This is a genomic window from Thalassoglobus polymorphus (genome assembly GCF_007744255.1).
GTDB classification, from domain to species: Bacteria; Planctomycetota; Planctomycetia; order Planctomycetales; family Planctomycetaceae; genus Thalassoglobus; species Thalassoglobus polymorphus.
Map to the genome: position 1 here is coordinate 3,876,433 of NZ_CP036267.1, position 26,710 is coordinate 3,903,142.

Below are 26,710 nucleotides of genomic sequence, written 5' to 3' on the forward strand. Positions count from 1 at the left end.
CGACAGGCTGCCTGACGTTCATTAAGATCACCGCAAATCCCTTCAACTAGATCCTCTTGCGTATGTTCAGACTAACCGCAAGCTCCACGAGAGCATCTTTCGATTTGGTGTTCAGGTCCTGCCTCGTGGCGAACAGCAATTTTATTAGAGAAATGCGTTCTTCACGGGCACACGGTAGAGCAAACTGCTCTAGATGATCAAACTCCCATAAATCACGGGAGTTTCACCTGCTCCCGCCCCACGCCTCCCGGGTTCGTCAATTTTGTAATTCCAAGAGTATTGCCGATAATTATTTTCCAGTCTCTTCGCGAACAGTTCACCACCTCGTGAAAGTGATCCTTACGGCCAAGATAAGCACCGGCAACCTCTGAATTCGAATTGGCTCAAAATGTTGCAGGAAAAATCATGCTGTTCGCTGCTGAAACGATTGCCAGCTTAGAAGCCAACTCACACTATCTTGGACTACATTGGGCAGACTGGGCCATTCTGTGTGCTTACCTGCTCGGCATCACCGCACTCGGAGTCTGGTCGTTCAAAAAGGTGAGCGACTCTGATGATTTCTTCATGGGGGGACGTCGATTTGGCAAAGTCTTCATGATGTTCTTCGCTTTCGGATCGGGGACAAGTAGTGAACATGCCATTAGTGTTTCGGCAGGATCATTTCGGAACGGCCTCGCTGGAATTTGGTATCAGTTTCTTTGGCTTTGGGCGACTCCGTTCTATTGGATCGTGGCCCCAGTTTTGCGACGTATGCGAGCGCTCACAACCAGTGATTTCTTTGAAGCCCGTTACGACACATCGACATCGTTGCTGTATTCGATTCTCGGCATGTGTATCTCGATTACGTTTATTTCAGCATCACTCTTCTTCGGTGCAAAAATGGTCACTGGGCTTAGCGGCGGAGAGTTTCCCGTGGAATATGCCGTCGGTGCCATGACGGTAATGTTTGTGATTTACGGACTGGCCGGCGGACTGGGAGCTGCTGTCATTACCGATTTTGTCCAGGGAATCCTGACTATCATTTTCTCTTTTCTCCTCCTCCCGTTTGCATTGCACTACGCCGCTCAGGTCACCGGTGCTCCAGGCGGATTCGCAGCTCTCCATCTAGGAGTCCCTGGCTTCTCTGGCGAGGACATGCTCAGCATGACGCTCACGAAAGAGCTTGCCGAGAGCTTGGGGAAAGAGCCGATCACAATTTTCTATATTGTGATGATGTCAATCAACGCGTTGATCGGAATTGTGGTCCAGCCGCACATCATGGGTGTTTGTGGTGCAGGGAAAACGGAATACGAAGGACGCTTCGGATTTACAGTCGGGAACTTCATGAAACGTCTTTGCACAATTGCCTGGACGTTCACTGGATTGGCGTGTGTCATCATTTACCTGACCCCCGGGAATGGGTTCATTTCACCTGAACGTCTGGCCGAGCTCAATGCTGATCCAGACAAGATGAAAGATTTTGCGGATAGCGTATTCGGATACGCTGCTCACGACATCCTCCCGCGTATTAGCCCGGGGCTTGTTGGCTTACTATTTGCCTCTCTGCTCGCAGCCATCATGAGTTCGTGCGATGCCCACATGGTGATGGGCTCTGGGCTGTTTACGGAAAATATCTACAGAAAATTCATCAACCCCAAAGCTTCAGAAAAGGTCATGGTTTGGGTGGGTCGATTTTCCGGAATTGGAATTGTTGCTTTGTCACTGTTGCTGATGTCCCAATTCGATGATGCGATTCAGGTCCTTACTCGATACGTCAACGCTGTGCCAGCGTTCATTGGACTCGCATTTTGGTTTGGAATTATCTGGCGAGGCTACACGCCCGCTGCAGTTTGGACATCCACACTCACCGCCGCCGGACTCTGGTATCTAACAACAAAACATTCCCCCTTCGACTGGACCACAGCTGAAGAGGGCTCCAAAATCTTACAACGTAATATTGACTATCTCCCCGGTTTGTTCCGTGAATGGCTGTGGGACAATTTCCCCTTCACGAAGTACGAATCGCTGAAAGAGGGAAAAGTTGCGACAAGCATTCCATGGCAGTACGTCATCTATCTGGGAGGTGGCGCAGGTGTCGGGTTGCTGACAAGTTTCCTCACGAAGCGTCCCGATGAAAGCAAGCTGGAGCACTTCTTCACTTTATTAAGAACACCTGTTCGCCCCGGAGAGAAGGTCCACGAACCTTGTACCTTGCCGGAGAATCCTCTCCCGCCAGAAACTGGAAAACTGATTCCGATCAAAGATATTGAGCTGCCAGCACCAAGCTTCGTCGGGATGGCTGGTTTTATCATTTCATGGATCGTCGTCGGATTGCTCGTCGCCTTAACGTGGTGGTTAGCACAACTCGGCGGATAAGCGACTCCCCTTGAGCCAGATTGCTGCACTGCAATTTAAGATCAAAACACAATGCCTCGGGTATCGTTCTGATCGATATTGGTTTTGATGTCTCGTTAGTTTTTGTTCGAGCTGACAGGCTTGATTCTCTCAATGATTCGAGGGGAGAAGAAAGCCAGCAGCAGACCAATGATAGAGAGAACAGCACCGCAACGGACACTCCACGGCTGATACTTCCAACGAACCGTAGCCTGCTTTGCAGGTTCGTCTAATTGAATATGCTGACGGCGAAAGAGGGACTGCTTCTCGGCAGATTTTTCATATCCAGTCCAACCGGGAAAATTGAGATCGGTCAGCACGACATCTGCATCAAGAGTCTCTGCAGGACTTTGGAAAGTCACGACCACTTCATTCGGTGATGAATCGACCTTCACTTCGATTTCCGGGTGCCCTTCCACATACGCTCGACCAAGTGCATCGTTGAGTGTGTAGAGGTAGTACGGTTCCCGGCGTCCGAAGGCACCGTTGAGCATGAGGTCGATCCACTGGGAGTGCAGCGTCACATTCCAGGTTGCCTCGTTAATCGGATCTTCCAGAAGTAAGTGAGTCACACCAAAGCTGCGCAACCGCTCGCCCGACTCCTGAATCTCAGCTTCATTGTCTGTCGAAAAGTCGAAGCGGACCTGATCCTTCTCGTAGATCTCCGGCCCCAACCCAAGGTAAACCGGCAGCGAGGAAACTCCTAGCATCGACGGGACATTCTCTCCCGGTGCATACAATCGGACGTTTCCGCCTGCCTGTTTAAAGAAATCTCGCAGCTCACTTTGCTCTCGAGCAGCGATCGGCGGGTGATCGACCATCACGACATAAAAAATGCTTCGCCCCCATGACGCTCCAAATCCGGGAGCATATTGCCGGCTGACAGCCCATAGATCAGCAATCAGAATCCCGATCAAAATTGAGCCAAGCAACGATCTTGAGGAACTGGTGAATGTCAGTTTTCGAACCAGAGAATCAAAAATTCCAGCTGCCATCAATGAAAATGCGAAACAGGTAACGAGAGAATATCTGCCCGGCCCACGAAAGAAGCCAAATCCTGGGACTTCAGATAAATAATATGTGGGCCAGCCGGTCGCAAAGAGTAGCCCGATCAAACCGAGTAGCCCCCAACGCCAGAAGCCGGGGAGAGGATTCCCACGTCGCAAACTTGGAACGACACAGCCCAAGAGAATCAAAATGATCGTCAAAAGTCCGCAATAAACAAAAGCCTCAACCTGATTCGTTTCAACGGGAACGTTCAGCCATCCAGCATCTCGCAGAAGATGATCAGTCAATTCGTCCTGAGCATGCCATGACCAAGGTTGCCACAATTGTGAAATCGCCTCCGGCGGAAGATTCCCATACGTTGGAGAAAATTTTTCATTCACGTCCTGTCGTTGGCTGAGAGATTTGAGTTCCCAGCTAGGCAGTAGTTGAACGGCACCTATGAGAAATCCGCAGCCGATGAGAAGCAAAAGTGGCAGCAGTTGCTGAACCGGCTTTGGTGTTTCAACCTCATCTTTTTTATGCACGAGGAACGGGAACCACACCAGGACGAGCAGTGTGATGAAAGCCATATTGTAATGACCAGCAAGCAGATCCATCCCCAGAAACAGCCCGATCGCAACGAGGGCCCACCTTTTCTGTGACTGCAGATAAACAGTGGCTGCCCACAAAATTGCGGAAAACCAGGCTCCTCCGATAATCGTCCACTCCAGGCAGATGCGGGCTGGGAACCACCCATAAACAAACGCTGTTGCAGCGAGTATGGCCGCCATTACTGAGAGCCCCAAGCGGCGCCCCAAAGCCCAAGTCGCCAGAAAGGCGATGAAATAGTGGAAAAGCTGAGAGACGTTATAGGCTGTATTGACGCTCAAACCGCTGTAGAGGACCAGATTTGGAGGATAGAGGACTCCCGTCTGTGATTCCCCAAGAGTGGGATATCCGAATCCGACAAATGGGTTCCAAAGCGGAATTGTGCCCGACTTCACAGAATCTGCAAAAAACGCCTTTTGTGGGAAGTAATACGGGTACATATCTCCCCCCATCAGCCCGCCGCCGCTCCAAAGCGGCCAGAAGAAGACCCAAGTCAACACGACTCCAAGGAGAAAAATGGCGCAAGTCACTATACCAGAATGCCTTGCTGCCGATCTTTCTTGTTGTTTCCGACTCATTTCAGAATCCAGTTTCGAAGTGGCACGAAGCCTGCATTGTTACGAATTTCGGCATCGACGCCATGACCATCACTCAGATGGTTGAGAATTTCCAAAATCAAAATCACACATTCACCAATAGAAAGACTCAGGCAAGCTCAATGAGCGGGGGTTTCCCCGTGTGGTCTGTTGACAGACACGATTGTCGATTCAACAATCCCGCATTGTAAGTCTTTCAAAAGAGTGGCAGGAAGCCAGATGGAAACCATGAACGGAATCAGACTGACATTGAGCTCCATCGGGACCTCAATCACTCAACTCCACAAGTTTGGTGAGCTTGTCCAACTTCTCAACGACGCACAGCTCGATTGACCGAGAACGGAATCCTATCGTCGAATCCAGCTTCCTCTGATCTGTGCTGATCAAAAACAATTCCTCCTCCGTCTACACCAGCGGGGGATTTACGGAGATACACTCATGACACGAAGTCTCGCGTCCTGTATTGCATTCGTAGCATCTGCTTTCGCAGCTTCATTCTCATTTGCAGCAGATCCAGACAATATCGTCTACGATTTTAGTGCGGTATGGTGTGGGCCTTGTCAGCAAATGGCTCCACTTGTCGCTCGATTAGAGCGAGAGGGCCTGCCAATTCGCAAAGTTGACTTCGACAAAGAGAAGGAACTCGCGAGCAAGTTCAACATCACCAGTTTGCCGACGTTCGTGCTGGTCGTTGATGGCAAAGAAGCTCATCGCCAGTCGGGTGCGATGACCGAGACAGATCTTCGTCGCCTCGTCGCGAAAGTCCCCAAAGCCTCTGGTCCATCGATCGCACAAGGGGATGGAGTTCCGAATGTCAGCCTGGGAAATCCTGGCCCGATGCCTGAGGCATCCCCCGGTACAAATGCAGCAGAAAACAGAGCACAAGGGCAAGCTTCGACCGGGTCGCAACTAAAAGAGATGTTTTCTCTCGGAAGGAATTCCAGCAAGAGTGATGAAAACACTTATCGTGGAAATGATACGAGCCTGGGAGAAGCGACTCCCAATCAGAACATTGCCAACCATTCTGCCGACCCGATGGACTCCAGTGTTCGAATTCGTGTCATTATCGATGGGAAGATCAACCTTGGTTCGGGGACGATTATTCATTCTCAGGAAGGGATCGCCAAAATCCTGACTTGTGCCCACATCTTCCGCGGCTTCAACGATGAGGCCAAAATTGAAGTCGACTTGCAGATCAATAATCAAAAGCAAACGCACATCGCCCGCTTAGAGAACTTCAACGAAGAGGCTGACCTCGGACTGATTTCGGTCTCCACAAGCAAGCCGTTACCTGTCGCTTTGATCGCGAAAGCTTCGCGGGCTCCTGTCGCAGGTGAACCAGTTGTCGGGATCGGTTGCAGTGCTGGCGATGATCCGACTCGCGAACAGATTCGAGTCACTCAAATCGACAAATACCTTGGGCCACACAATATTGAGTGCACAGGACTTCCCGTTCGGGGACGCTCAGGTGGTGGGTTGTTTAACTCAGAAGGTGAAGTCGTTGGGGTTTGCATCGCTGCCGACAAGGAAGGAAACCGTGGACTCTACTCTGGTTTGCTCGCAGTTCATTCTCTCCTGGAAGGAAACCAACTTGCTTTCCTCTATCAAGAGCAACCAGCGGTTCCCGCAATGCCTGCAAAAGAGATCGCTGTTCCTGAACCGGCTGCAGCAGCTTCTGCATTTCCAATTGCATCCCACGAGCCTGCTCCGTCATCGCCCCCAGGATCAGGCAACCAAAGTGGACTCGTCGGCAGCACACCTGTTGACCCCGTTGCCCCACGCGTTCCAGTTGATTTGAAAACCGGCGGAGCTGAAGTCGTCGTCATCATTCGTGACCCTGCTCATCCTGAGCAACAAAACCGTGTGGTCATCATTCACGATGCAAGCTCCAAGTTCATGACCTATCTCGATGGAGAACTGGAAGGCCCCCAAGATGGTCACGGATTGATGTCTCAATACACTCCGATCCGTCCAGTCGCCCGTCAGTTGCGAGCTCAGAACGTCAACAATACACAGCTGGCAAACGCTCAATCAGAGACGCCTGCGAACTCACAAAATCGCCTTCTTCGCAGCAAAAGTCTTCAACAAACATCTTTCTCAACGCCTCTCGTACCACGCCGTTACGTCCGATCGACGGGTGGCTCACTTGTGAAATAACCTCAATTTATTGACTTCGCACAAGTATTCACTTATCCTGTGGTGTGCCAATTTCGGCAAAGAACGAATGGATTTCTCTGAAGAACACATCACAAATTGACAATCTGGATAAGGAGGCTGGCATGAGCACTAATCGGCGATTGCAACAATGTACGGAGTTAGAGTACATCCTCTTGGGGGATTTGCGAGATCTCTTAGATGAACCAGCTGACAGTGAGACTGCTCACTGGCTGGAGGCTGTCTTAGACGCTCTGCTCGACACCCTTCCAGAAGAATTCGCATTGAAATCCGATCACGGGTATCTTCAGGATGTCTTGGACCGTTTTCCAAACTGGGATTCGAAAGTTGCGGAGTTGGAAGAAGGCTACGCAAAGCTCTTCCAGCGTCTCGAACAACTCCGTGATCAATTGACACATGGTGGCGATTTCCAACGAATTGCTGTCAATGTCTCCGCTGACCTGAATGAATGGATGACGAACTTCATCCAACATCACCAACAGGAACGAGAACTTGTTTCCATTGCTGCAAGTTACGATGTCGGTGGAAACGGCTAATGCGATTTTGAGTAACGAGAAAGAAGACTGATAACAAACGGCATTGTGGAAACCGACATCGTCAAATCTGACGCCGTTCAAAGCACTTTCGCGATCATTTCATTCACAGACTGCTCTGATCACTTCTGATTGGAGCGACTCCCGTTCTCTCAATCAATTTATTTCTCTCCGAGCTATCTTCTCGAGGAGCTGCTACCTTTCTGCAGCACCCGTTAAGATCGCGCCTCATGAATAAGATTGCTGTTCGCCACGATGCAGAGCCTGAACATCAATTCGAAAGATGGTTCAGGCATTCTAAAATTTTATGATGCGTGAAAATCTCTACTCGCTTCGCTACTCTATGTGGTAAAGAGATGAGCTTCGCTGTCATGCGCGTCTAACATGCCTGTTCGACGCTCTGAAATCTCGAACTTTCTAATATGCTAAACCTGAGGAATTCGAATGCCAAATAAAACGACACGTCGAGACTTTCTTCAAACCAGTGCCGCAATTGGAGCAGCCGTTTACGTTGGAAGTCCTAAAGCGTATGCACAAGGTGAAGAACGCTCCGCCAACGAGGTAGTTTCTTACGCCTGCATTGGAGTCGGTGGAAAAGGAAGTAGTGACTCCGCAGACGCATCGAAGCACGGTAACATCGTCGCAATCTGCGACGTCGACGACCGAACTCTCGCCAAAACTGGTAATCGACCAGGGTTCAAGGAAGCTGAGCGCTTTAACGATTTCCGTGAAATGCTCGACAAGATGGGCAGCAAAATCGATGCGGTGACGGTTTCAACACCTGACCACACTCATGCTCCCGCTGCTGCAATGGCTATGAAGATGGGCAAAGCCTGCTTCTGCCAGAAACCGCTGACCCACTCGGTTTGGGAAGCTCGCCGACTTGTTGAAATCGCCGATGACAAAGGCGTGAAGACAATGATGGGCAACCAGGGAACTGCAAGAGATGGCTTACGCCACGCAGCTGAACTGTTGAAGGCTGGGAAAATTGGACGGATCAAAGAAGCTCACATTTTCACCAACCGCCCGGTGTGGCCTCAAGGTGGACCTCGCCCCGAAGCAACCACTCCACCACCAAATCTCCATTGGAATTTGTGGCTAGGAGCTGCACCTGAGCGTCCGTACGGTGAAGGTGCTTACCACGACTTTGCCTGGCGTGGCTGGTGGGACTTTGGAACGGGAGCGTTGGGCGACATGGCTTGCCATACGTTCAACATGCCATTCGCCGGTTTGAATTTGGCGAATCCAAAATCAATTCAAGCATCCTGCACAGGACACAATCAGGACAGCTATCCGAAGTCATCGAAAATCGAATTCGAATTTACTCACCCGAGTGGTGAAGGAACGATGCCAGTCCACTGGTACGATGGCGGAAACACTCCCGACGAGAGCTTACTCAAAGGTGTGAAATTCAAGCACAAGAGTGGTGCCATCATTGTCGGTGAAGATCGAACACTTTACTCCTACCAGGATTATGGAGACAAATGGGTTCTGATCGAAAATGACGGGACCGAGATTGCTCAAAAAGACGCTCCCCAAATGGAGTTCGAAAAATCTCCAGGTCACTTCACCGAATTCCATGAATCAATCATCGGCAAACGAGAAAACGCGATGTCCAACTTCGCGAAGTATGCCGGCCCGTTGACCGAAACTATTCTGCTCGGCAACCTTGCTGTCTGGGCCGCTGCAAGCGGTGAGAGCAAGAAGATCGAGTGGGACGCAGAGAACCTGAAAGCGACCAACGCACCAGAAGTGATGAATGTCGTCAAGAAAGAATACCGCGAAAACTACGGTTCTTACCTGGACGCTTAATCAGCTTTCTTAAGATCTACATCAAACAGCCCTGAGAAACCTCAGGGCTGTTTTTATTTTTACACTGCGACTCTCAAATTACTCGTCTGCAACTTCGCATACACAAGAAACGAGAAAGTATCCTAGAGCAGCTTGCTCTACCGTGTGCCCGTGGAGAATGCATTTCTCTAGTAGTAATGTTATTTGCCACGAGGCAGATCCTGCAAACGAATTCGAAAGATGCTGCGATAGCAGTTTTGAAAAGAAGTACGGGAACAGTCTCGTGGAGATGAGTGATTCACTACATGAAAAGCGTTCTTCGCGGACACAAAAACACGAACGTGTTCTAAAACAAGATCGGCTCCACTGTCGGGCCGTCAATTTCAACTCCTGGTGGACCATCGAAATGTTCTTCGACGAATCGGTCCCAGGTATCTCGAGTCTGTTTTGAAATCAGCTTGCCAACTTCAGAGTTGCACTCCTGACAGAGCATCATGGGGGAACTGAAACTGATGCCTTGCCCTGAATCAAGGAGCAGCTCGTTTTCTTGAAACAATCCGACCATTTCATAACGGTGAGTGCCCGATCGATCAGCCCCGCAGAACGAGCAAGTCGCCAATCCATCTTCGACAGTAAACTCTTCTTCTTCAAGATCCGATTCTTCCAAGTCGGACTCTTCTAAAGAGTGAATACGTGCTAAGAGTTTCTCACGAAGCTTCGTTTCGATGTATGCCTGAATATTTCGAGATGTCTCTTCCGAATATTGCTCGCGCATTCTGATCGCGCACGACATGCAAATTGCCATCTCGAATACAGTCTCTTTCCCCACGATATGCTTCACGACTGTGTAAACTGTTTCCGACTCAAAGAGATCGCATTCACAATCAATGCACTTCGCAAATGGGAGTTCAGTGTATTCAGAGTAGAAAATCCGGGGGATGTCATCGCGATCAGGCATACTGTCTTTTCTGTGTGTTACTGACTTAACTGCTGGAAAGGGGGGGCTCGCGGCTGCGAGATCCAACCTCAATGGGATCTCATAGACTGCCCGCAACGACTCAAAATGCAAACACCAATATTGGATCTGATTCAGAGTCGAGGGGCCGAGGCGATGACATTGAAAATTAGACTCACAAATTTAATCGCTAGAACTGGTCCAGAAACTTGAAATTGCTCTCTCAAACGTTGAGAAAAGCGATGATGCCAGAGGTTTTCGGACTGGTTTTCAAGTTTCATTTGGAAAATCGTGGATCAGCTTGAGAAACCGCTGACTGGCAGGACTCTCATGTTTTGAACGACGATCTTCTTCAACTTGGTTTTGATTGCATCATCACGCCGGGTCGTCGGTTTCATCCCCATCTTCATGAACATCAATGAATTCAACGGCCTTGTCCTTGTCACCTTCGAGGACGAATAGTCTCACTTTTGTGACACCGGTGAAGCCTCCCTGATGCTCGTTTTCCATCTCACATCGAATCCCTTCTCCTTCGAGTGCAGCTCGGATCACGTCAGCTTTGGAGATATCACGAGTGGTGTAAATGGGGACTAGATTCTCATCAGACATCGTCGTTTCCTTAAGGAGATTCCAATTCAATTCTACGAGACCGAAATCAATTTCCGGAGTCGGTTCTTAAAGCTTCCGCTGCTTCAGCTTCGGATTGATCAATGAAATGGTCGCTGTTTGTATCGAGAGTGTCAAACATCTCGCGAGGCCCCAGGAATTCTCTCCAGGAAATCTCGCCATCGAGATTGTCATCCATTCGACTGAACCAGACAGGACCGGAGACTTGTTCATTGGTGCGGCCTTGTCGCTGATTCATCATATTAGTCTGGGCTCGGGCCGGGTCGATCTCAAAGAGTTGTGGCTGAGTGAAAGTGACTCGGAACTCGGACATCAGTTCATCAGGAAGCAATGCCTGATCACCGTTTAAGTCGTACTCTAATAAGCGTTCGGGACCAGCGAGAAATTCTCTTGGATTCAGTCGCCGATCAAGATTGGTATCGAGAATTTCAAACAACGTTTTGGTTTCATTCGAGAGCAGTAAAATCAACCGGCTCTGAGCCGCCAATCCGTCCATTGTAAAGAAGAACTTAATTTCCTCGCGAGTGACTTGCTGATTTCCGTCAAGATCGACCGCTTCAAAAGGGACATCTGCCTGAAGTCCATTGAACTCCATCGGGTCCAGGTATTTGTTTTTGTCGACATCGGACATGATGAAACGAGTTAAAAATAACCGCGTAGAATCGAACTGCTGGTAGACTTTACTTGTGGCTCGCCATTCTACGGGCATCCCGCCGATATCGATCGTCGGACGATTCCTGCCTGTGTATTCTCCTTTCACAACTTCCACACTTGGAGGCGAAAGTGAAACTTTCATTACGAAGTCCGGGCGAGAACGCTTGAGGTAAAGCTCCCAATCATCTTTATCCCAAGCTCGATCATCATTCAGATCAAAGCGGCTGAAGTCCCGTTCTTTCAACCCGGACAGAATTTTCGCAGAGACAGCCTCTTCGGTGGAGTAATGGTCGAAGAGGCCGGAGATCGCCAGCTCGATTTCTGCATCGTCCCGAATAAAGAATAGCGGAACCGGCTCTTCCTTCGCTTGTTCTTGCTGCTGAGCCTGAACCACTGAAATTGGAAACGGTTGAAGCTCCGCGACGCTCAGTGTTTCATCATCGTCAAAGTCGAACGCCTGCAAGACCTTCAGCCCCTGCTCGACTTCTTCCGCCGAAACTTTCCCGTCCTTATTGAGGTCCAGATCCTCGTACAAGCGGACAGTCGCTGCCAACTTGGGAGGTGCTCTCTCAATCGATAACGGTGGACCGAGTGCTTTTTGTATATGTGCAGTCAATTCCGCTAATGTCACTTGCTGATCGGCTGGAGAGACATCAATGCTCGTCCATGCTTCACCAAGTCGCTCGACGCCGACTCGCAAACGTCCCTCGGTCGGAATTTGCTCTGCTTCTTCCGGGCTGAGTGTTCCGTTGGAGTCTTTATCGAGTTGCTTGAAGACTTCTTTTGCGTATTGGCTGCGCATCTCGTCGATGCTAAATCGACCTGCAACGAACTCCATCTCGAGAATCACAGGACGATTCGGACCTAGGAAAAGCAGACGAGACGGGTCTGACTTCTGCCCGAAAAGTTCTGCGGGAAGATTCGTCAGCCCAACAGAGACGACCAGAAGAACCAGCCTGTAGAGATGGAATTGCGGCATAAAAACGCTTCCTTTCTCAGAAGCAGGCAGACTCACAACTGGAGATTGACTACGTTCGTGGCTGAAGTTTTGTTTGCTAAATCAGCTAATCGAGCTGAAAATCAATTAAACATGGCGACACAGAATCATTTGTGGGGCCATCTCTGAGTTTTCCGATCAATTCTCAACTTGGAACAGATTCCATCTTCGTTCTCACGTTCCGTCTCGCGGCGAACAGTCTATTAAGCTGTCAAAGTGATCTCCACGAGGACGAGAACCATTGAAAATGCCTGAATTGATTCTACGCCGCATTGAGCGGGCTGTCACGCAGGAAATCGCTGACAAATTGGGGGATCAGAGGAACTCCGAGAAGAATAGCGGCCCCGAAAGCCAGCCTGTGTGCGAAATGAATCTTCTCGGGAATCAATTCTCTGAAGACCGCAGCTTGACCAGTTTTCATAAACGTTCTTATACTGGGGCTTTGAGACAGATCAGACAAAGTTGACGGAACTTTCCCATTGCAGTGAGAGTTCCCTTCCACGGAAGATGTTTACACACAATAGTGTCCATTTGTTGGTTTGAGGGGTCAAACCAAGGCAATCGGCGTCAGCTGAGTCTGAATACAAATTTGACCCTTTATTGCAGCCTGACAAGGCACTACGCCAGGATGACGGACCGCCATGAGCGAACAAACACAACAACCCCCTGTCCCAGCTACTCCGGACGAGAAGCCTCAAGGACCGGAACACCACTATCACCATGAAGCCGATAAAACGGAACTGGAGAAGTGGCTGACTGCAGGCTTAAAAAAGATTGAGCCATATTCCAATCAGATATTGATGGGATTTATCGGCGTGACTGTCGTCCTGATCGCTGTCATCCTCTGGTCAAGAAGTTCCATCTCTTCGCAAAAAGCGGAATGGGAAGAATTTGTTGAGAACCGCGTTCCAGACGACTACATGAATCTGGCAAAAAAAACGCAGGGGACCACTGTTGGAGCCTGGTCATTACTGCAAGCAGGCAGAGGCTTTCTCCAAGAAGGCCTACGCAGCGCACTTACCAATCGTGAAGTGAGTGACGCAAGACTGAAAGAATCTGTCGAGGCCTTCGAAAAACTTTTGAAGCAAACGAATGCTCCAGCAGCGGCTCGGGAAGAAGCCCTTTTCGGATTGGCAACAGCACGTGAAGTCCTCAATGGCGATGACACATCTCTAGCCATCGCTGCCTATCAAAAACTGATTGAGGAGTTTCCCGAATCAGGTCATAAAGCTTGGGCAACTCAACGCGTCGAAGCATTGCAGAAAAAATCGACTCAGGAATTTTATGCCTGGTTCCGACAACAAAATCCAAAACCAAGCGACAGACCACTGCCGAGTGATCTCCGTCCCGGCGGCACTCCTGCCCCCGATCCAACAAATCTGGAACTCCTCCAAGATAGCATCTTAAACTTGCCATCAGCAGGAGTCGGTGAGGCCAATCAGAACACTGTCCCTACAGAAGAGGAAATGAAAAAAGAGGGTGAAGAGCCAGCAAAAGCTGAAGACGCAGCCCCCAAATCATTCCCAACCCCTGAAAAAGGTGATGCTCCAAAAGACGCACCTAAAAAGGAATCTGAAGAAACAAGTGAAAAGCCGGCTGAGCCTGTAAAAGAAGAAGGCAAGCCCAAAGAAGACGCTGAACCAAAGGCTGAACCGAAAGCTGAACCGAAAGCTGAAGAGCCGAAGGCGGAAACTGAAGCAGAAGCTAAACCTGCGAAAGAGCCTGAAGCCTCAGCTGAAGAGGAGACCAAGGAATAGAGCCGCCTCGCGCAATCTGAAGACATCTTTTCAATGTCGTCACAGACATAATACCTGCTCTTCCGTTTAGCTCCGCGCTTCATGTGTGGAGCTAAACTTTTTTCCGAACCAAATTTCATGAGTGATGACCTTTACACATCGAAACAGGATCTCACGGTCGAATCTCGCGCGCATGGTTGGCGAATCGACCACTACTTAAGTCGTATCTTCCCGAACCACAGCCGTGGGCAATTTCAACGAGCGATCGAACAGAAGGTCGTTCTGGTCAACGGACTCCCGGTCAAAGCTTCCCGCCGCTTGCGTGTGAATGACCGTATTTCTGTGCAGTTGTTGGAAGAAGCTGAAAGCGGAATTGCCGCTGAAGACATCCCTATCGAAGTGATCTTCGAAGATGAGTACATCGCCGTCATTAACAAGCACGCAAATCTGGTCACGCATCCCGGCAAATCTAACTTTACGGGCACTCTCGCTGCTGCGGTTCAATATCATTTCGATCAGCTGAGTGATATCGCAGGCCAACTTCGACCAGGAATTGTTCATCGGTTAGACCGGGACACGACTGGAGCGATCGTGATTGCGAAGAATAATCAGGTTCACCACCAATTGACGAAGCAATTCGAGCAACGAACGGTCAAGAAGGAGTATCACGCCATCGCCCGTGGGAGTTTGGAACGTGACGCGGACTACGTTCGTACTCACGTCAAAGTTCACCCGAAAGTGCGGGAGAAAATGATCGTCTGCGAGCCGACTGAAAAGTCGAGAGAGGCAATCACCAAGTACAATGTTCTCACACGATTTCGAGGCTTTATCTACGTACAGTTGTTGCCCGAAACAGGCCGGACTCATCAGCTCCGGGTCCACTTGCAGCATCTCAAAACACCGATCATTGCAGACAGATTATATGCCGGGCACGATCGAGTTTTTGAATCGGAACTTGCGGAGACAGACTCCACCGAAGATGAAATTCCCTTAATCTCTCGACAGGCATTACACGCACACAAACTGACAATTCGGCATCCAGTGACTGATGCCATCATGGAGTTCGTCGCTCCACTTCCGGAAGACATGCAGCGAACGCTGGTTGCCTTAGAGAAATACCGTTTATTGAGTTAGACTCCTTCCAGAAGCCTTCTTCTTCAAGAGCATTGACTGAAAGAGAAAATATGAAACTCGCAAAAGTAAAAACCGCAGACGGCACTGTTCGAGTTGCAGTTGTTGAAGAAGCTCAAGTCCAACTTCTCGACCTTTCGGGCTCAAACAACATCTCTACTCTGGCGGATGTGCTGAACTCAGAGAAGCCGCAAGAACTTGTGACGACTCTTCTTGCAAATGCAGAAACCTGTGCGTTGGAATCCGTCGAATTCTTAGCACCGGTCGATCATCAGGAAACCTGGGCAGCGGGTGTGACTTACAAACGGAGTCAAGTTGCTCGAATGGAAGAATCCGAGACAGGAGCTTCTCATTATGACCTCGTCTACACCGCTGATCGTCCGGAACTCTTCTTCAAGGCCACACCGAATCGTATTGTCAATCCGGGAGAAGCTGTCCGTGTTCGTCATGACAGCCAATGGAGTGTTCCAGAGCCGGAATTCACGCTTGTTCTGAATCCGAAAATGGAGATTGTTGGGTACACGATTGGCAATGACATGTCCGCCAGGGACATTGAGGGCGAAAACCCGTTGTACCTTCCGCAGGCAAAAGTGTATCGGCAATGCTGTTCGATTGGACCAGTGGTTCAACTGGCATCGGAAACGCTAGACCTTGCAGCTACCAAGATTGATCTCGTCATTGAACGTCAGGGAAAGACCATCACTTCCGATTCTACGAACCTCGGACAACTCTATCGCAAATTACCCGATCTGGCCGGCTGGCTGGGACGAGAAGATGAATTCCCGAACGGTGCGTTTCTGCTCACCGGAACAGGAATTGTACCCGATGATGACTTTTCTCTGGAAGATGGCGACGTGATTACCATTTCGATCACCGGAATCGGCTCGCTGAAAAATCCCGTTGTCAAAGGAACTGGCCCGGTCACTCATTGAGTGTCTGTAGCGGAGTGATGAATCTTGCGAATGTCACCCACCCAAGCCGCTTGAACCGTCGACGGTGATGCTGCGTTTCTTGGGGATGAATTCAATCAGCCGATGCGAAGAGGGGCTGAAGGAAGCTCCGGGACGTTCCTGAAAGTACAACGTCGCATCTTTCCCGATTCCCCGAAGAATGAACCGTCCGAGTCGTTCGTCGAAGGAAAGTTCATCTGCAACAGCCCGGAAAACCTGTCCTTCCAGCTCATTGACATTTTGTGCGAACAGTTCCCAGTATGCTCGGTCATTGAATTCTTTCTGGAAAATTTTCAGAGTGCGGCAATCAAGCCGGACTGCATCCTTCACCATCGAGACATGATCTTCCTTGAACTTCACCTGTGCCTGTTCCACAGGTGCAGAGAGAATGCCGATTCGCTGCCGCTCAAAGTTTGCGACCTTCTGCTCGAAGTTGCCGGTCAGTTTCCCAGAGAATTTCAGACGAGAATACCGCCACTTTTGCTCCTTGTCAGAGCGGATCGGCCGGTTCGCCTCAGCTGCGTCACTCGGTGCAAGTTTCAAACCGTCGCCCAGCGACCAGGAGTGAATTTCGCCGTCCCCTAGTCCAACAAAGTCACCGGTCAGTTGATTAATCGTGAACTCTGCAAGCTCTCCCTGATAGACGCCGACAAGTTTCGTTCCTTCAAACTTTCTTGATTCCAGCTGAACCCCAAGTCGGGCCTCGATCGATTTCACATCGACTTTCTTCCTGGGATCAGGCTTTTCCAGCAGCGAAATTCTCTGGCTGAGGCGAACGGTTAAGTCGTTGCAATTCATTCGTGAAATTGATTCCTGATGACCACTCAGCGAGCAACTGACAGCTTCAAAGAAGCGGGCATCAAGTCCGTTGAACACCATTTTCTCCTGCCATTCCACTTTGAGGGTGGCAGGTTGGTCGAGCTCTTTGCCGTCCAGATCACGAGTCACTGGAATCAGAAACGCTCCGGGGCCGATGACGGAGACTTCGTTTCGTTTTTGATTGAAGCTCAGATTTGCTCCGCCGATACGAGTCGGTCCGAACTCCACGGTCGCTGGATTTTCAATTTCTCCGTACTGATCGAGTGTTCCAAGGACGGTCACCTGTTGATCCTCGGCTCCGTCCCGCGTCGCAACGACACGTGTCCCTGTCAAAACAACCGGTGACTCTCCACCGAACTGCTGCAGTGAAGGGCTCGCTTCCGGTTGATGTCGAACATTGACGTTTCCGACACCATCAAGTTTCTTGAGTTCGATTTTTCCATTGCTCTGATCGTGGATCAGGTTTATCTGAATCTGATCAGTCGACACATAAATGGGATCACGTTCTTTCGAGCTTCGGGAATCGTCGGTGTAGCTCGCACCCAAAATTTTGTTATCCGCTTCTTCCTGGATGACCCCCGGAACCAGCAACACATTGATGAGATCCGAGTTTTCAATAATGACATCTTTCGAAACCATTTTGACGTTCCCAGCAGCCAATGCTCTGGTCAGCGGAAGTTCCTGATTGAGAATCGTTTCCGGTTCTTTAATTCGTTCAGCCTTCTCCAGATCGACCCACAATCGGAGCTGGTTCGCTGCCATGCCCATTTCAAATGTTCGCTTCCCTGAAACACTTTCCATTTCAGGAATGACGACTTGAGCCCCTTCGAGCAGCTCAAGAATATGAAGCGGTCCCGTCTCATCAGGCATGACGTTGACAGCTCCAACCCAGGATGCTTCTGCATGCGACTTCCCGAATCTCTCGTGCGAAACCTCAATGCTTCCCGGGCCACGGCATTCGATTTTTTGAATCCTGTTTTCAACGGTATGTTCGACCAAAACATTCGGGCAGGCGAATGTTGCATCTCCTCGCTTCACCACGACCTGTTTGGGATCAAGAAATCTGGCGGTTCGAGTGACGACGTCGTAGGCGAGATCCTGCATCGTCGCGACAAGCTTCTGTTGCTCAGAACGGATTCGAATCTGAGAGTTGCGTCCGACCAATCCGTTTTTCGTTGACCCAAAAGCGCGGACCTCACGAAGAACGAGATCGTCGAAGAACTCACTTGATTTGCCATTTTGTTTTGCATTCGGAGCCGGCTCGAATTGAAGTCGAAGTCTTTCCGCTTCCAGAGTTTCGGCCATCACCCGTTCCTGACCAGGCTCAAGATGAGTGATCTTGACTCGACTATTAAATGTCGCCTGCTTTTTTAATACGTGATATTCGAAAGGACCATCACAAGTCAGCAATGCCTGGTGACGCACACCATCTTCAAAAAATGTCGTATCAAGCCGAACGTCTTTCCGGAGAGTCAACACAGAAACTCCACCAACGCGAGGCATGTCTTTTCCCAGGACTGCATCATCGGAAGGAGTTAAACTCAGGTTGATTTGATCAGCAGTCCCGGCGACTTCAGTCTGGTCGTTCGCTGTCGGTCCATAGTGAAAACTCACAGGATAGTCGCTGTAGAGTTGTCCTGACTGTTCGGAAAACACAAACTGCTTTCCATCGATGACAAGTCCATCGGCACCGTCGATATGGACAACTCCTTCGAGCGTCGCCCACACGATCCGCCCCGGTTTCGCATCTTTCAGGTGCAAAGCTGCGTCGAAGAATTGATTCTCAAACTGAACGATGCCTGTCTCTGCAATCAGCCGATAAGGCTTTTCATCAGGACGGCGTGGGTCGGTCCAGAGCATGGCAATCGGAGACATGCGGACTTTGTTTCCGCTCGTCTTGTCCCGTTCAACATCACGTGTATAGAAAAGAGTATTCTTCGACTGGAATGTTTTAATTTCGCCCGCTTGAAGCCATTTCACTTCGGAGAAATGCTCAGAGACGGTGTCGGAAAGAACCGGAGGCTGATACCCGGAAACTTGCGCGACCACCTGATCCGCAGGAATCTTTTGAGCCACGGTGAATGGAACGACAAATGAGACATACAGAAAATACACTGACGAGATGAATAACATCGTCCCAGTCGTCAGTAGTAAACGAATCAAGAGTTCGTCTCCGCTAAATCATCGGTCGTGGAACCTTCAGTAGGCAGCCAACCAATCACATCCGTAATGTCAATCAATCCGACTGGCTGTCGGTCAGCGCTGACTACGGGAATCTCGCTAATTTTTCGTGTCGAGAGGATCTCGATAACATCTGAGAAAATGGAATCGGTATTGAGTGTGAGCGGTTCTTTGGTCATGACCTTTGAAACAGGCTCATCAAGAACGGAGTCTTGTCGAGTTTCGAGAAGCCGCGCAAGATCACTATCGGTGAACAATCCTGAAAGCGCCCCCTGCTCGTCTACAAGAAGGACGGCACCTGTTCGACGTCCCGGTTTGGCCGATTGTGTAATCACATCGCGCACGGTTTCAGAGTCGGCAGCAATTCGAAGTTGATCTTTCGGACGCATCAGTTCAGTCACCGGCTTGAGCTTCTGCCCGAGACTTCCACCTGGGTGAAACTGAGCGAAATGGTGCGGCATAAAACCTTTCGCTTCACTCACAACGAGCGCTAATGCATCACCGAGCGCCAACATCGCGGTTGTACTGGTCGAGGGGGCGAGTCCCCAACGGCACGCTTCGCGCACGCGCCCAATTTCGAGAACGATATCGGATCGAAAGGCTAAGCTGTTGTGGTGGGTCGCTGTGATACAAATGACAGGGATCTCGAACCGCTTGGCGGTGGGAATGACGTTTAGAATTTCTTCCGTTTCACCACTATTCGAGAGAACAATCAATACGTCGTCCTCATGCAAACAGCCCAAGTCTCCATGGACCGCTTCGGCGGGGTGTAGAAAGTGTGCTCGTGTCCCTGTGGACGAAAGTGTTGCGGTGATCTTCTTCCCAATCAGCCCAGCCTTCCCCATCCCGCAAACAATGACACTTCCGGTACATTCTTTGACGAGATTCACAGCGGAAAGGAATGATGCGTCCATATTCCTTGCCAGATTCAGCAGGGCTTCCGCCTCTTGTCGAACGATTTCTCTTCCGGATCGGAGTTGTTCAACTTGTGAATATGGGATCAAATGTTCAGCGGAAGAACTCACGATACGCATCCTGCACTAGAATAAATCCGAGATTGGGCAATCATTGCCACAATTTTTCATCATAAGTCCGATACCGAAACTGGGTCAACGTGTCTTCAGACCGGTACCAGTTGGCAACTCACTAAAAAAAGTGAAATCCTTCAGCTGAAATGCAGTGTTTTTGTACTCACAGACGGTATCGGGAAACAATGAACTCAAAACAAATGCTTCCCAACAACAGAGCAGTTTGAGCAGTCACTGCTGAAACGCGTTTTTCACGGGCACAAGAAACACGCAAGAGCATTAGCGACCGAATTCGATTTCAAGAGCTTGATTCTTTTCCGAAGTGACTCGGATGCTGAGAGCCTGATGCTGAACTTGCCCGATCACGCGAGTTGGATGTTCAAAATACAGATCGAGAATTTTCTGAACGTTTGGAGAAGCAACCTGAGATTCGTCAAGCGATTGATAGCGTGAAGCGAAAAGTATGAGATACTCACCCTGAGCCAAATTCGAAAATGTGAATTCCCCTTGATCATCCGCAAGTTGAAACCCTCCGCCTAAGACTTTCACAGCGGCAGCGAGAACTTCTTGATCAATCTGCTTGGCCCCCACTCGAAAACCGTTTCCCGGGAGTTTTGTATGTGATGGATTTTTCGCAGGGAGAATCAGTACGCGCCCTCCTTTATCAGGACGAACTTCTCCGGTGGCGGATTGATAGCTGAGTGTTCCAGCCACCTCTGATGTCGCAGCTTGCACATCATCATCCCCCTGAGGCAAAGCTGGCTTTGCCTTCGGAGCAACGACTTCCTTTTTCGCTTTTTCGGCATGATTCACCGCAGATTCTGACGAACCTGATGAACCTGACGTGCCAGATACGGTGAGGCGTCCGATCAAAATGCCGAGCAGCAAGCCTGCAGCAGTCCCAAGAATGGCGAACTTGATTGAAATCCCCGAGCGGACATCCACTTCCTCTGGTTCTAGAATGGGGATCGCCATGTCGAGTTGGGCGAGCTCTTCTTGAAGTTGAACAGGTGTTGCAGCCTCCGACTCCGAGGCGACGTCGACCGGCTCCGACCGAGGAATCGGTTCAGCGACGATGACCGGTATGTTCTCAGCTTGGTCAGATTCCACCGCTTCGAGAAGCTCTTCAGGATGTGAGTCCTGAGCAGTGGGGACATCGACTGGCTCACCATCTGGCCCCAGCGAAGCCAGCGCGCCAAGGGCTCGCTGAAGATCCTGATCTTCGAAATTCAAGCGAGGCGGAGGAAGCGGAGAGACTTCCCCATCAAGATTAGGAACTCGTAGAGTCCTCCCGCAAGTCGGGCAATCTGTAACACTTCCGGCCTTAGAGCGAGAAATTCCTAAAAATTGCTGGCAATTTGGACATCGAAATTTAATGGGCATGGAGAGTCACCTGAATTTGCGGGACTTCGGTCCAAATATCTTTCCCGAAAAAAAACGCTAGTCAACATTCCATCAATGATCAAGCGCGTCTGGGACGATCATAACGATACAGCCGATTGTTCTCCTTAGACAGTCTGCAGAATCTGCCGATTCATTGACTTTGTTGGTGTAATGTACCATGCGTGATCAAAACATAATTCAAGATTCCACTGGGATTGGTTATCGAATCCTGACCGCGCCCTGGATCTGGGCCGTTGGGGCGACTTGGCTTTTCTACCAACAGATTCCCAATCTGCCTGTGGCGAAAGAACTCGCGCTACGATACTTCTGCGGGCATCCGTTAGAGCGCGTCCTCGCCGGGTTGTTCTTTGTCGGACTTTCGATCATCGCAGTCAAAGCTGTTCTGATGATTTTTGAGTTGCGAGCGTTATACAGCGTGCCGAACTTCGGCATCAAAGAGGTCAGCGACGATCTCGATCAAAACGTTGGTCGATTTCAAAACCGCTTAACTTCGGCCTCTGCACAACTTCAGAACACATACTGGGGACGTCGGCTCGATCATATCCTCGCGTTCTTTAAGGGGAAGCGATCCGGTCAAGGGATGGGAGATCACCTCACCTATCTCTCCGAAGCGGCCGCCGACCGGTTGCATGCCAGTCATCAACTCTTACAAACTGTCATCTGGTCGATTCCAATTCTTGGGTTCCTCGGAACCGTTATGGGAATCACGCTGGCGATCGCAAATGTTACTCCTGATCAATTGGAAACGTCGCTGGATGAAGTGACAAATGGATTGGCCGTCGCGTTCGACACCACCGCTTTAGCACTTTCTCTCTCGCTCGTCTTAGGTTTCGCTTCTCTATTCATTAAACGAGCGGAAGAAGATCTGCTCAGCCAGATCGATGAGCGAAGCCGCCTCGAAGTCAATCGATGTTTCCCGCTTTCGCCAGAGAACAGCCACCCGTTGCTGGAAGCCGAGACTAAGGCGTCTGAATCGCTACTTGAACAAACAGCAGCGATGATCGGCAAGCAAACCTCTGCCTGGTCATCCGCTCTGGAGGAATTGCGGACTCAGTGGTCAGAGACTCTCCTCGTCCAGCAAGAAAAATTGACACAAGCCCTCACAGATGGCACGGGGCAAACGCTTTCGACACATGCTCAACAACTCTCGGAATACCGTCAGCAGTTTCTGGACTCACAAGAATCGATGAGCTTGCAGTTCTTCAAAGAAATTCAGGCACTTGCTGCCAGTCGTGAAGCTGCGGAACGGGAAATGTTTGCAAGCATTCAAGAGCTCTCCAAGACATTGAGCTTAAACGTCGAAGCCACTTCGCAAGAACAACATGAGAAGCTGGACGTATTGCTGACAGGCTTCGCGAACAGGATTGAAAACTGGCAAGAGAACTTCTCACAACTGACATCTGCACTTGCCAGCCAAAGTGAAAACATGGTGAAACAAGGGGGCCAACTCGAGAAAATTATTGGTCAGGAAGAATCCTTGCTCCGCTTGCAAAGCCAGCTCGACAATAATCTCGACACGCTCCACACCGCCGAAACATTTGAACAAACACTCCACAACCTGACTGCAGCTGTGAACCTGCTCACAGCGCGATCGCGTACCCGTGATGCAGCTTAACCGAGATCCAGCAGTGTTGTGAGACTCCCATTTTCACGACACCTTCCACCTCTATTTTCAGTTCTCTATTCATTGCCTCAAATTACTGAGTTTCCGTGCGTCGACGTTCCAGCACACCTTCTGTCACTCTTTTCCCATTTCTGGCCGTATTGGTCTGCACAATGGGTGCGCTGATCTTTTTGTTGCTGGTCATCACTCAAAAAATTCAAAAACAATCTCAGCTTCCAGTTGTTTCTATAGAAGTACCGAATCAGGAACCAGACAAAGAAGTCGCTCCCCCTGATTTCCCGGTAGTAAAGTCTGTTGAAGAACTGGAAGATCTCCTTGGAATTGTAACGCCAATTGTTGCTGATGAGCCGGAAGAACTCGATGAGAATGAGCCGATCCTTCCGTTGCTGGCCGGGAATAGTCTCGAAGAAAATGAAGTTCTTCAAGCAGATTGGGAAGCCAAACAAGCTCGTTTGCGTGCGGAATACAATGCTCAGTTACAAATCGCGATGCGCAAACAGAAACAGATCGACCAAGAGTGGAAATCGAAAGTTGCCACCCTGTCTTCAAGCGTAGAGCAGTTGGAAGGACGACGGAAAGCGATGGAGCGAGACCGCTCGCGCTTGCACGGCGAGTTGAAACAGATCCAATCTGATCAAGAAAGTCTGCTCCAATCGCTCAAACAGAAACAACTTGAATTCGGGAAACTCAACAGCCTGACAGCCGAAGAGAAAGAGCAAAGTCAACGCTTGCAAAATCGGGCTGCGGAACTGACTCGGCAGATTGCCCGACTCGAAGAGGAGATTGCCAGCCTTCCCCCCGAAACCGAAATCGTCGCGTATGATTCGCTAACGGGAACAGCGCGAAAGCCAATTCTGATCGAGTGTCGCAAAAAAGAAATCGTATTTGTCGCTGAGGGAGTTGTCCTGACAGCAGCGGACCTCAGTGGATTTCCGCCCGAATACAATCCCGTTCTGGCTGGAGCCGAAGCACTTGTTGAGTATTGGTCACGGGAACGAAACAACAACGAAAAGCCTTACATTTTACTTGTGGTCCGTCCAGAAGGGACGACTGGATTCTATATCGCACGTGGCTTGCTCTCAAAGCTGGATCATCGTTTCGGCTATGAGCTCGTCGATACGAACACTGATATCAGATGGTCAGAGTCAGAACCGGGAGCGATTCGCGCCTGTGAAGAAGCTGTCGCAGCGGTCTTAGAGAATCGAAATCGGGTCGCTGCAAAAACTGGACGACTCGCAGCAACACGGGGACCACTCAACTATTCTAACCGAGCAGGTGAGTTTCATATCCCGGAACTCGACGCCTCGAACCGCTCCAAAAAAGGAAGCTTCTTAGGCGACGAGAAATGGCTGCCTCCAAGCCGAAAAGACTCAGCAGAGATTCCACGAATCTCACCAACGCACCCGCAATCAGGACTGCAATCAGAAAATCAGGCACGGCTGCAGGGACGAACTCAGTCGCGAACACAGGCTCAAACTCAATCACAAACACAAGATCAAACTCGATTACAGCCTCCATCGCAATCACAACTAGACGCTCTGCAACCTTCTTCCCGCCAACCTGAAATGGCAGGAGCCCCAAAGAATTCCAACCGGGAAACTTCTTCTCGGGAACCGTGGACCGAGTCCAGACGTTCCAACGCTGGCCCAAACGCTCAGCGAGTCTTTGAAATCAATCCAAGTCCAAGATCGGCACTGCAACAGCAGCCTGGACAATTCTCCGCGCAAAACGCAAGGCCAATGCAGCAATCAGAGATGCCTGCACTACTCCCCATCAATCCATTTGAGGGACAAACCTCAGACAAAAAATCTGGCGGAGGTAGCACTCGCGGATTACGCGCCCCGCAGAAGTTGGGAACGATTGGAATTGAACGCGAACTGGAAATACATTTATGGTCGGATCAATTCCAGATCGACGATCAAATCCCTCTCAAAGTTCCAGAAGGAACAGCCCCGGCTGAACTGAAAGCTGCACTCTCATCAGCTGTTTCAAAATCCACTGAAGACTGGGGAACTGCCCCGCAGTCGTACTTTTGGAAGCCGGTCGTCAAAATTGTGATTCACCCCGGAGGACTGCTCCATTACACAAAAGCGAAAGAACTGACTCAAGACTGGGACGTGCCTTCGAATATTGAATACGAGTTGCAGTAGAAGTCCGTTAAGCACTCATTCACGATTTCTCAGAGTCACTTTTGCCAACCTGAATTCGAATAGAACATTCTCGTGTTGATACCACATTATCGAGAAGGCTCCAGTCACGGGAGAACAACATCATGAGTCGCCGACATGTCGAAGAGTCCTCTTTCGGCTCAGATTCCTTTCTTGATGTGATTGCAAATATCGTCGGGATTCTGATCATCCTGATCGTGGTTGCAGGTGTCCGTGTAAGTCAGGCCCCTTTGCTTTCCATTGATTCCGAAAAGCTCAAAGTCACCAAACTCGATGAGACACCTGCCTCGATTGAGCTGCTTCCAGTGGGGCCGATCGATGGAGAAATTCCCATCGATGCAGAATTGTTCAGCGAAGTTCAGCCTGAATCCGAACAAATGGTGTCCGCTCCGGATTTCGTCCCTCCGCCTGATTTGAGCTTCCCTGCTATTGCTCAGGTCGTGATCCCTAAAGAGCTGGAAGAGAAGACGAACACGATGAAAGACCAGGCAGCGAAGAGCAAAGAGCGAGTCTCCAGACTCAAAAATGAACTGGCAGAACTGAAATCGAGCAAATCCAAAGAACAGTTAAAACTCGATGAGCTCAAGGCGCAACTCTCCTCGCTGACAAATTCACTGCGACAGAAAAGTCAGCTTTCGGAAATGCATCAGGCGGATCAAATCAAATCGCAACAAATCATAGATCTTCTCGAAGAGCGACTCGAAGAGACCAGCGAGAAACGACCAGATCCTGAAAAGCTCGCCCATCGCTTGAATCCAGTTGGGCGAATTGTATCCGGAAAGGAAGTTCATTTTCGCATCCACAATAATAAAATTTCGTACGTCCCTGTCGACTTGTTGGCAGAGCTTGTGAAACGTGACATGCACCGTCGACGCGATTTCCTGATGAGTCAACCACGCTTCCAATCAACAGTCGGACCGATTAGCGGATATGAAATGGAGTTCCTCGTTCAGCGAGAATCGGGGTCGCTCCTCGATGGGGCGCGCTTCGGGACGGGCATGATTCGCATCTCAGTGACAGACTGGGTGATTCACCCTACGCGAGATGTCGAATCGGAAACTTTTGAGGAGGCGATTCAGCCGAAGTCTCAGTTCCGCTCAGCCCTCATCTCGGAAGGATCGAACGCTACGATTACATTCTGGGTCTATCCCGAGAGTTTCGAATTACACCGAAAACTGAAAGAGCTCGTCCAGGATTCCGGATTCTGGGTCGCATCACGTCCACTTCCAGAGGGCTATCCGATCGCCGGATCCTCGTCGAGCGGCTCAAAGTCAATCGCGCAATAACGGCAAGGATTCTTTGCCGAAGTCTGCCACAACTCCTTTTGAACGACCGAAAAAAACGTCAACACTGGAAGCAAGCTGCACCAATT

The 26,710-nt window shown here is 50.0% G+C and carries 17 protein-coding genes; 10 read left to right on the forward strand and 7 right to left on the reverse strand.

What is annotated here, in order from left to right; all coding sequences use genetic code 11:
• Positions 1–405: 405 nt before the first annotated feature.
• Positions 406–2,355 (forward strand): sodium:solute symporter family protein, encoded by a 1,950-nt coding sequence (locus tag Mal48_RS13925; protein WP_145200540.1) that lies wholly within the window; start codon positions 406–408, stop codon positions 2,353–2,355.
• Positions 2,356–2,450: 95 nt separating this feature from the next.
• On the opposite strand, the gene Mal48_RS13930 is transcribed toward Mal48_RS13925, so the two are convergent.
• Positions 2,451–4,499 (reverse strand): hypothetical protein, encoded by a 2,049-nt coding sequence (locus Mal48_RS13930; RefSeq protein WP_145200543.1) that lies wholly within the window; start codon positions 4,497–4,499, stop codon positions 2,451–2,453.
• Between the two features lie 504 nt (positions 4,500–5,003).
• On the opposite strand from Mal48_RS13930, the gene Mal48_RS13935 reads away from it, so the two are divergent.
• From Mal48_RS13935 to Mal48_RS13945, 3 genes are all read left to right on the forward strand, one after another.
• Positions 5,004–6,722 (forward strand): trypsin-like peptidase domain-containing protein, encoded by a 1,719-nt coding sequence (locus Mal48_RS13935; RefSeq protein WP_145200546.1) that lies wholly within the window; start codon positions 5,004–5,006, stop codon positions 6,720–6,722.
• A 122-nt stretch (positions 6,723–6,844) separates the two neighbouring features.
• Positions 6,845–7,276, forward strand: a complete 432-nt coding sequence (locus tag Mal48_RS13940) for a hypothetical protein (protein ID WP_145200549.1) — start codon at positions 6,845–6,847, stop codon at positions 7,274–7,276.
• A gap of 441 nt (positions 7,277–7,717) precedes the next feature.
• Complete coding sequence (locus Mal48_RS13945; protein WP_145200552.1) at positions 7,718–9,085, forward strand: Gfo/Idh/MocA family protein; 1,368 nt, start codon at positions 7,718–7,720, stop codon at positions 9,083–9,085.
• Between the two features lie 325 nt (positions 9,086–9,410).
• Here the strand turns inward: Mal48_RS13945 and Mal48_RS13950 are convergent, their stop codons facing one another.
• From Mal48_RS13950 to Mal48_RS13960, 3 genes are all read right to left on the reverse strand, one after another.
• Entirely contained in the window at positions 9,411–10,022 is a 612-nt protein-coding gene (locus tag Mal48_RS13950) for a hypothetical protein (RefSeq protein ID WP_145200555.1), read from the reverse strand.
• A gap of 372 nt (positions 10,023–10,394) precedes the next feature.
• Positions 10,395–10,628 (reverse strand): putative signal transducing protein, encoded by a 234-nt coding sequence (locus Mal48_RS13955; RefSeq protein WP_145200558.1) that lies wholly within the window; start codon positions 10,626–10,628, stop codon positions 10,395–10,397.
• A 46-nt stretch (positions 10,629–10,674) separates the two neighbouring features.
• Positions 10,675–12,279, reverse strand: a complete 1,605-nt coding sequence (locus Mal48_RS13960) for an EF-hand domain-containing protein (protein ID WP_145200561.1) — start codon at positions 12,277–12,279, stop codon at positions 10,675–10,677.
• Positions 12,280–12,938: 659 nt separating this feature from the next.
• Between Mal48_RS13960 and Mal48_RS13965 the strand changes: the two genes are divergently transcribed.
• The 3 genes from Mal48_RS13965 (at position 12,939) to Mal48_RS13975 (ending at position 16,096) form a co-directional block, all read left to right on the forward strand.
• Positions 12,939–14,054, forward strand: coding sequence for a tetratricopeptide repeat protein (locus Mal48_RS13965; protein ID WP_145200564.1), 1,116 nt, complete (start codon positions 12,939–12,941; stop codon positions 14,052–14,054).
• A 117-nt stretch (positions 14,055–14,171) separates the two neighbouring features.
• The gene (locus Mal48_RS13970; RefSeq protein WP_145200567.1) at positions 14,172–15,167 is read left to right on the forward strand and encodes an RluA family pseudouridine synthase; all 996 of its coding nucleotides are present in this window, start codon (positions 14,172–14,174) and stop codon (positions 15,165–15,167) included.
• 50 nt (positions 15,168–15,217) lie between these two features.
• On the forward strand, positions 15,218–16,096 hold the full coding sequence (locus Mal48_RS13975) for a fumarylacetoacetate hydrolase family protein (RefSeq protein WP_145200570.1): 879 nt from the start codon (positions 15,218–15,220) through the stop codon (positions 16,094–16,096).
• Between the two features lie 33 nt (positions 16,097–16,129).
• Here Mal48_RS13975 and Mal48_RS13980 read toward each other — a convergent pair whose 3' ends face one another.
• From Mal48_RS13980 to Mal48_RS13990, 3 genes are all read right to left on the reverse strand, one after another.
• Positions 16,130–19,096, reverse strand: a complete 2,967-nt coding sequence (locus Mal48_RS13980; protein WP_145200573.1) for a hypothetical protein — start codon at positions 19,094–19,096, stop codon at positions 16,130–16,132.
• Complete coding sequence (locus Mal48_RS13985) at positions 19,093–20,148, reverse strand: KpsF/GutQ family sugar-phosphate isomerase (RefSeq protein ID WP_145200576.1); 1,056 nt, start codon at positions 20,146–20,148, stop codon at positions 19,093–19,095. Before Mal48_RS13985 ends, Mal48_RS13980 begins: the two co-directional genes overlap by 4 nt.
• A 273-nt stretch (positions 20,149–20,421) precedes the next feature.
• Positions 20,422–21,525, reverse strand: a complete 1,104-nt coding sequence (locus tag Mal48_RS13990) for a hypothetical protein (protein ID WP_145200579.1) — start codon at positions 21,523–21,525, stop codon at positions 20,422–20,424.
• A 178-nt stretch (positions 21,526–21,703) separates the two neighbouring features.
• Here Mal48_RS13990 and Mal48_RS13995 point away from each other — a divergent pair, with 178 nt between their 5' ends.
• The 3 genes from Mal48_RS13995 to Mal48_RS14005 all read left to right on the forward strand — a co-directional run bounded on the left by Mal48_RS13995 (position 21,704) and on the right by Mal48_RS14005 (position 26,624).
• Positions 21,704–23,161: a MotA/TolQ/ExbB proton channel family protein gene (locus Mal48_RS13995; protein ID WP_145200582.1), complete on the forward strand. Its 1,458-nt coding sequence runs from the start codon at positions 21,704–21,706 to the stop codon at positions 23,159–23,161.
• A gap of 95 nt (positions 23,162–23,256) precedes the next feature.
• A complete protein-coding gene (locus tag Mal48_RS14000; protein WP_145200585.1) occupies positions 23,257–25,320 on the forward strand; it encodes a coiled-coil domain-containing protein in 2,064 nt (687 codons plus the stop codon).
• A gap of 122 nt (positions 25,321–25,442) precedes the next feature.
• Positions 25,443–26,624, forward strand: a complete 1,182-nt coding sequence (locus Mal48_RS14005) for a hypothetical protein (RefSeq protein ID WP_145200588.1) — start codon at positions 25,443–25,445, stop codon at positions 26,622–26,624.
• Positions 26,625–26,710: the final 86 nt, after the last annotated feature.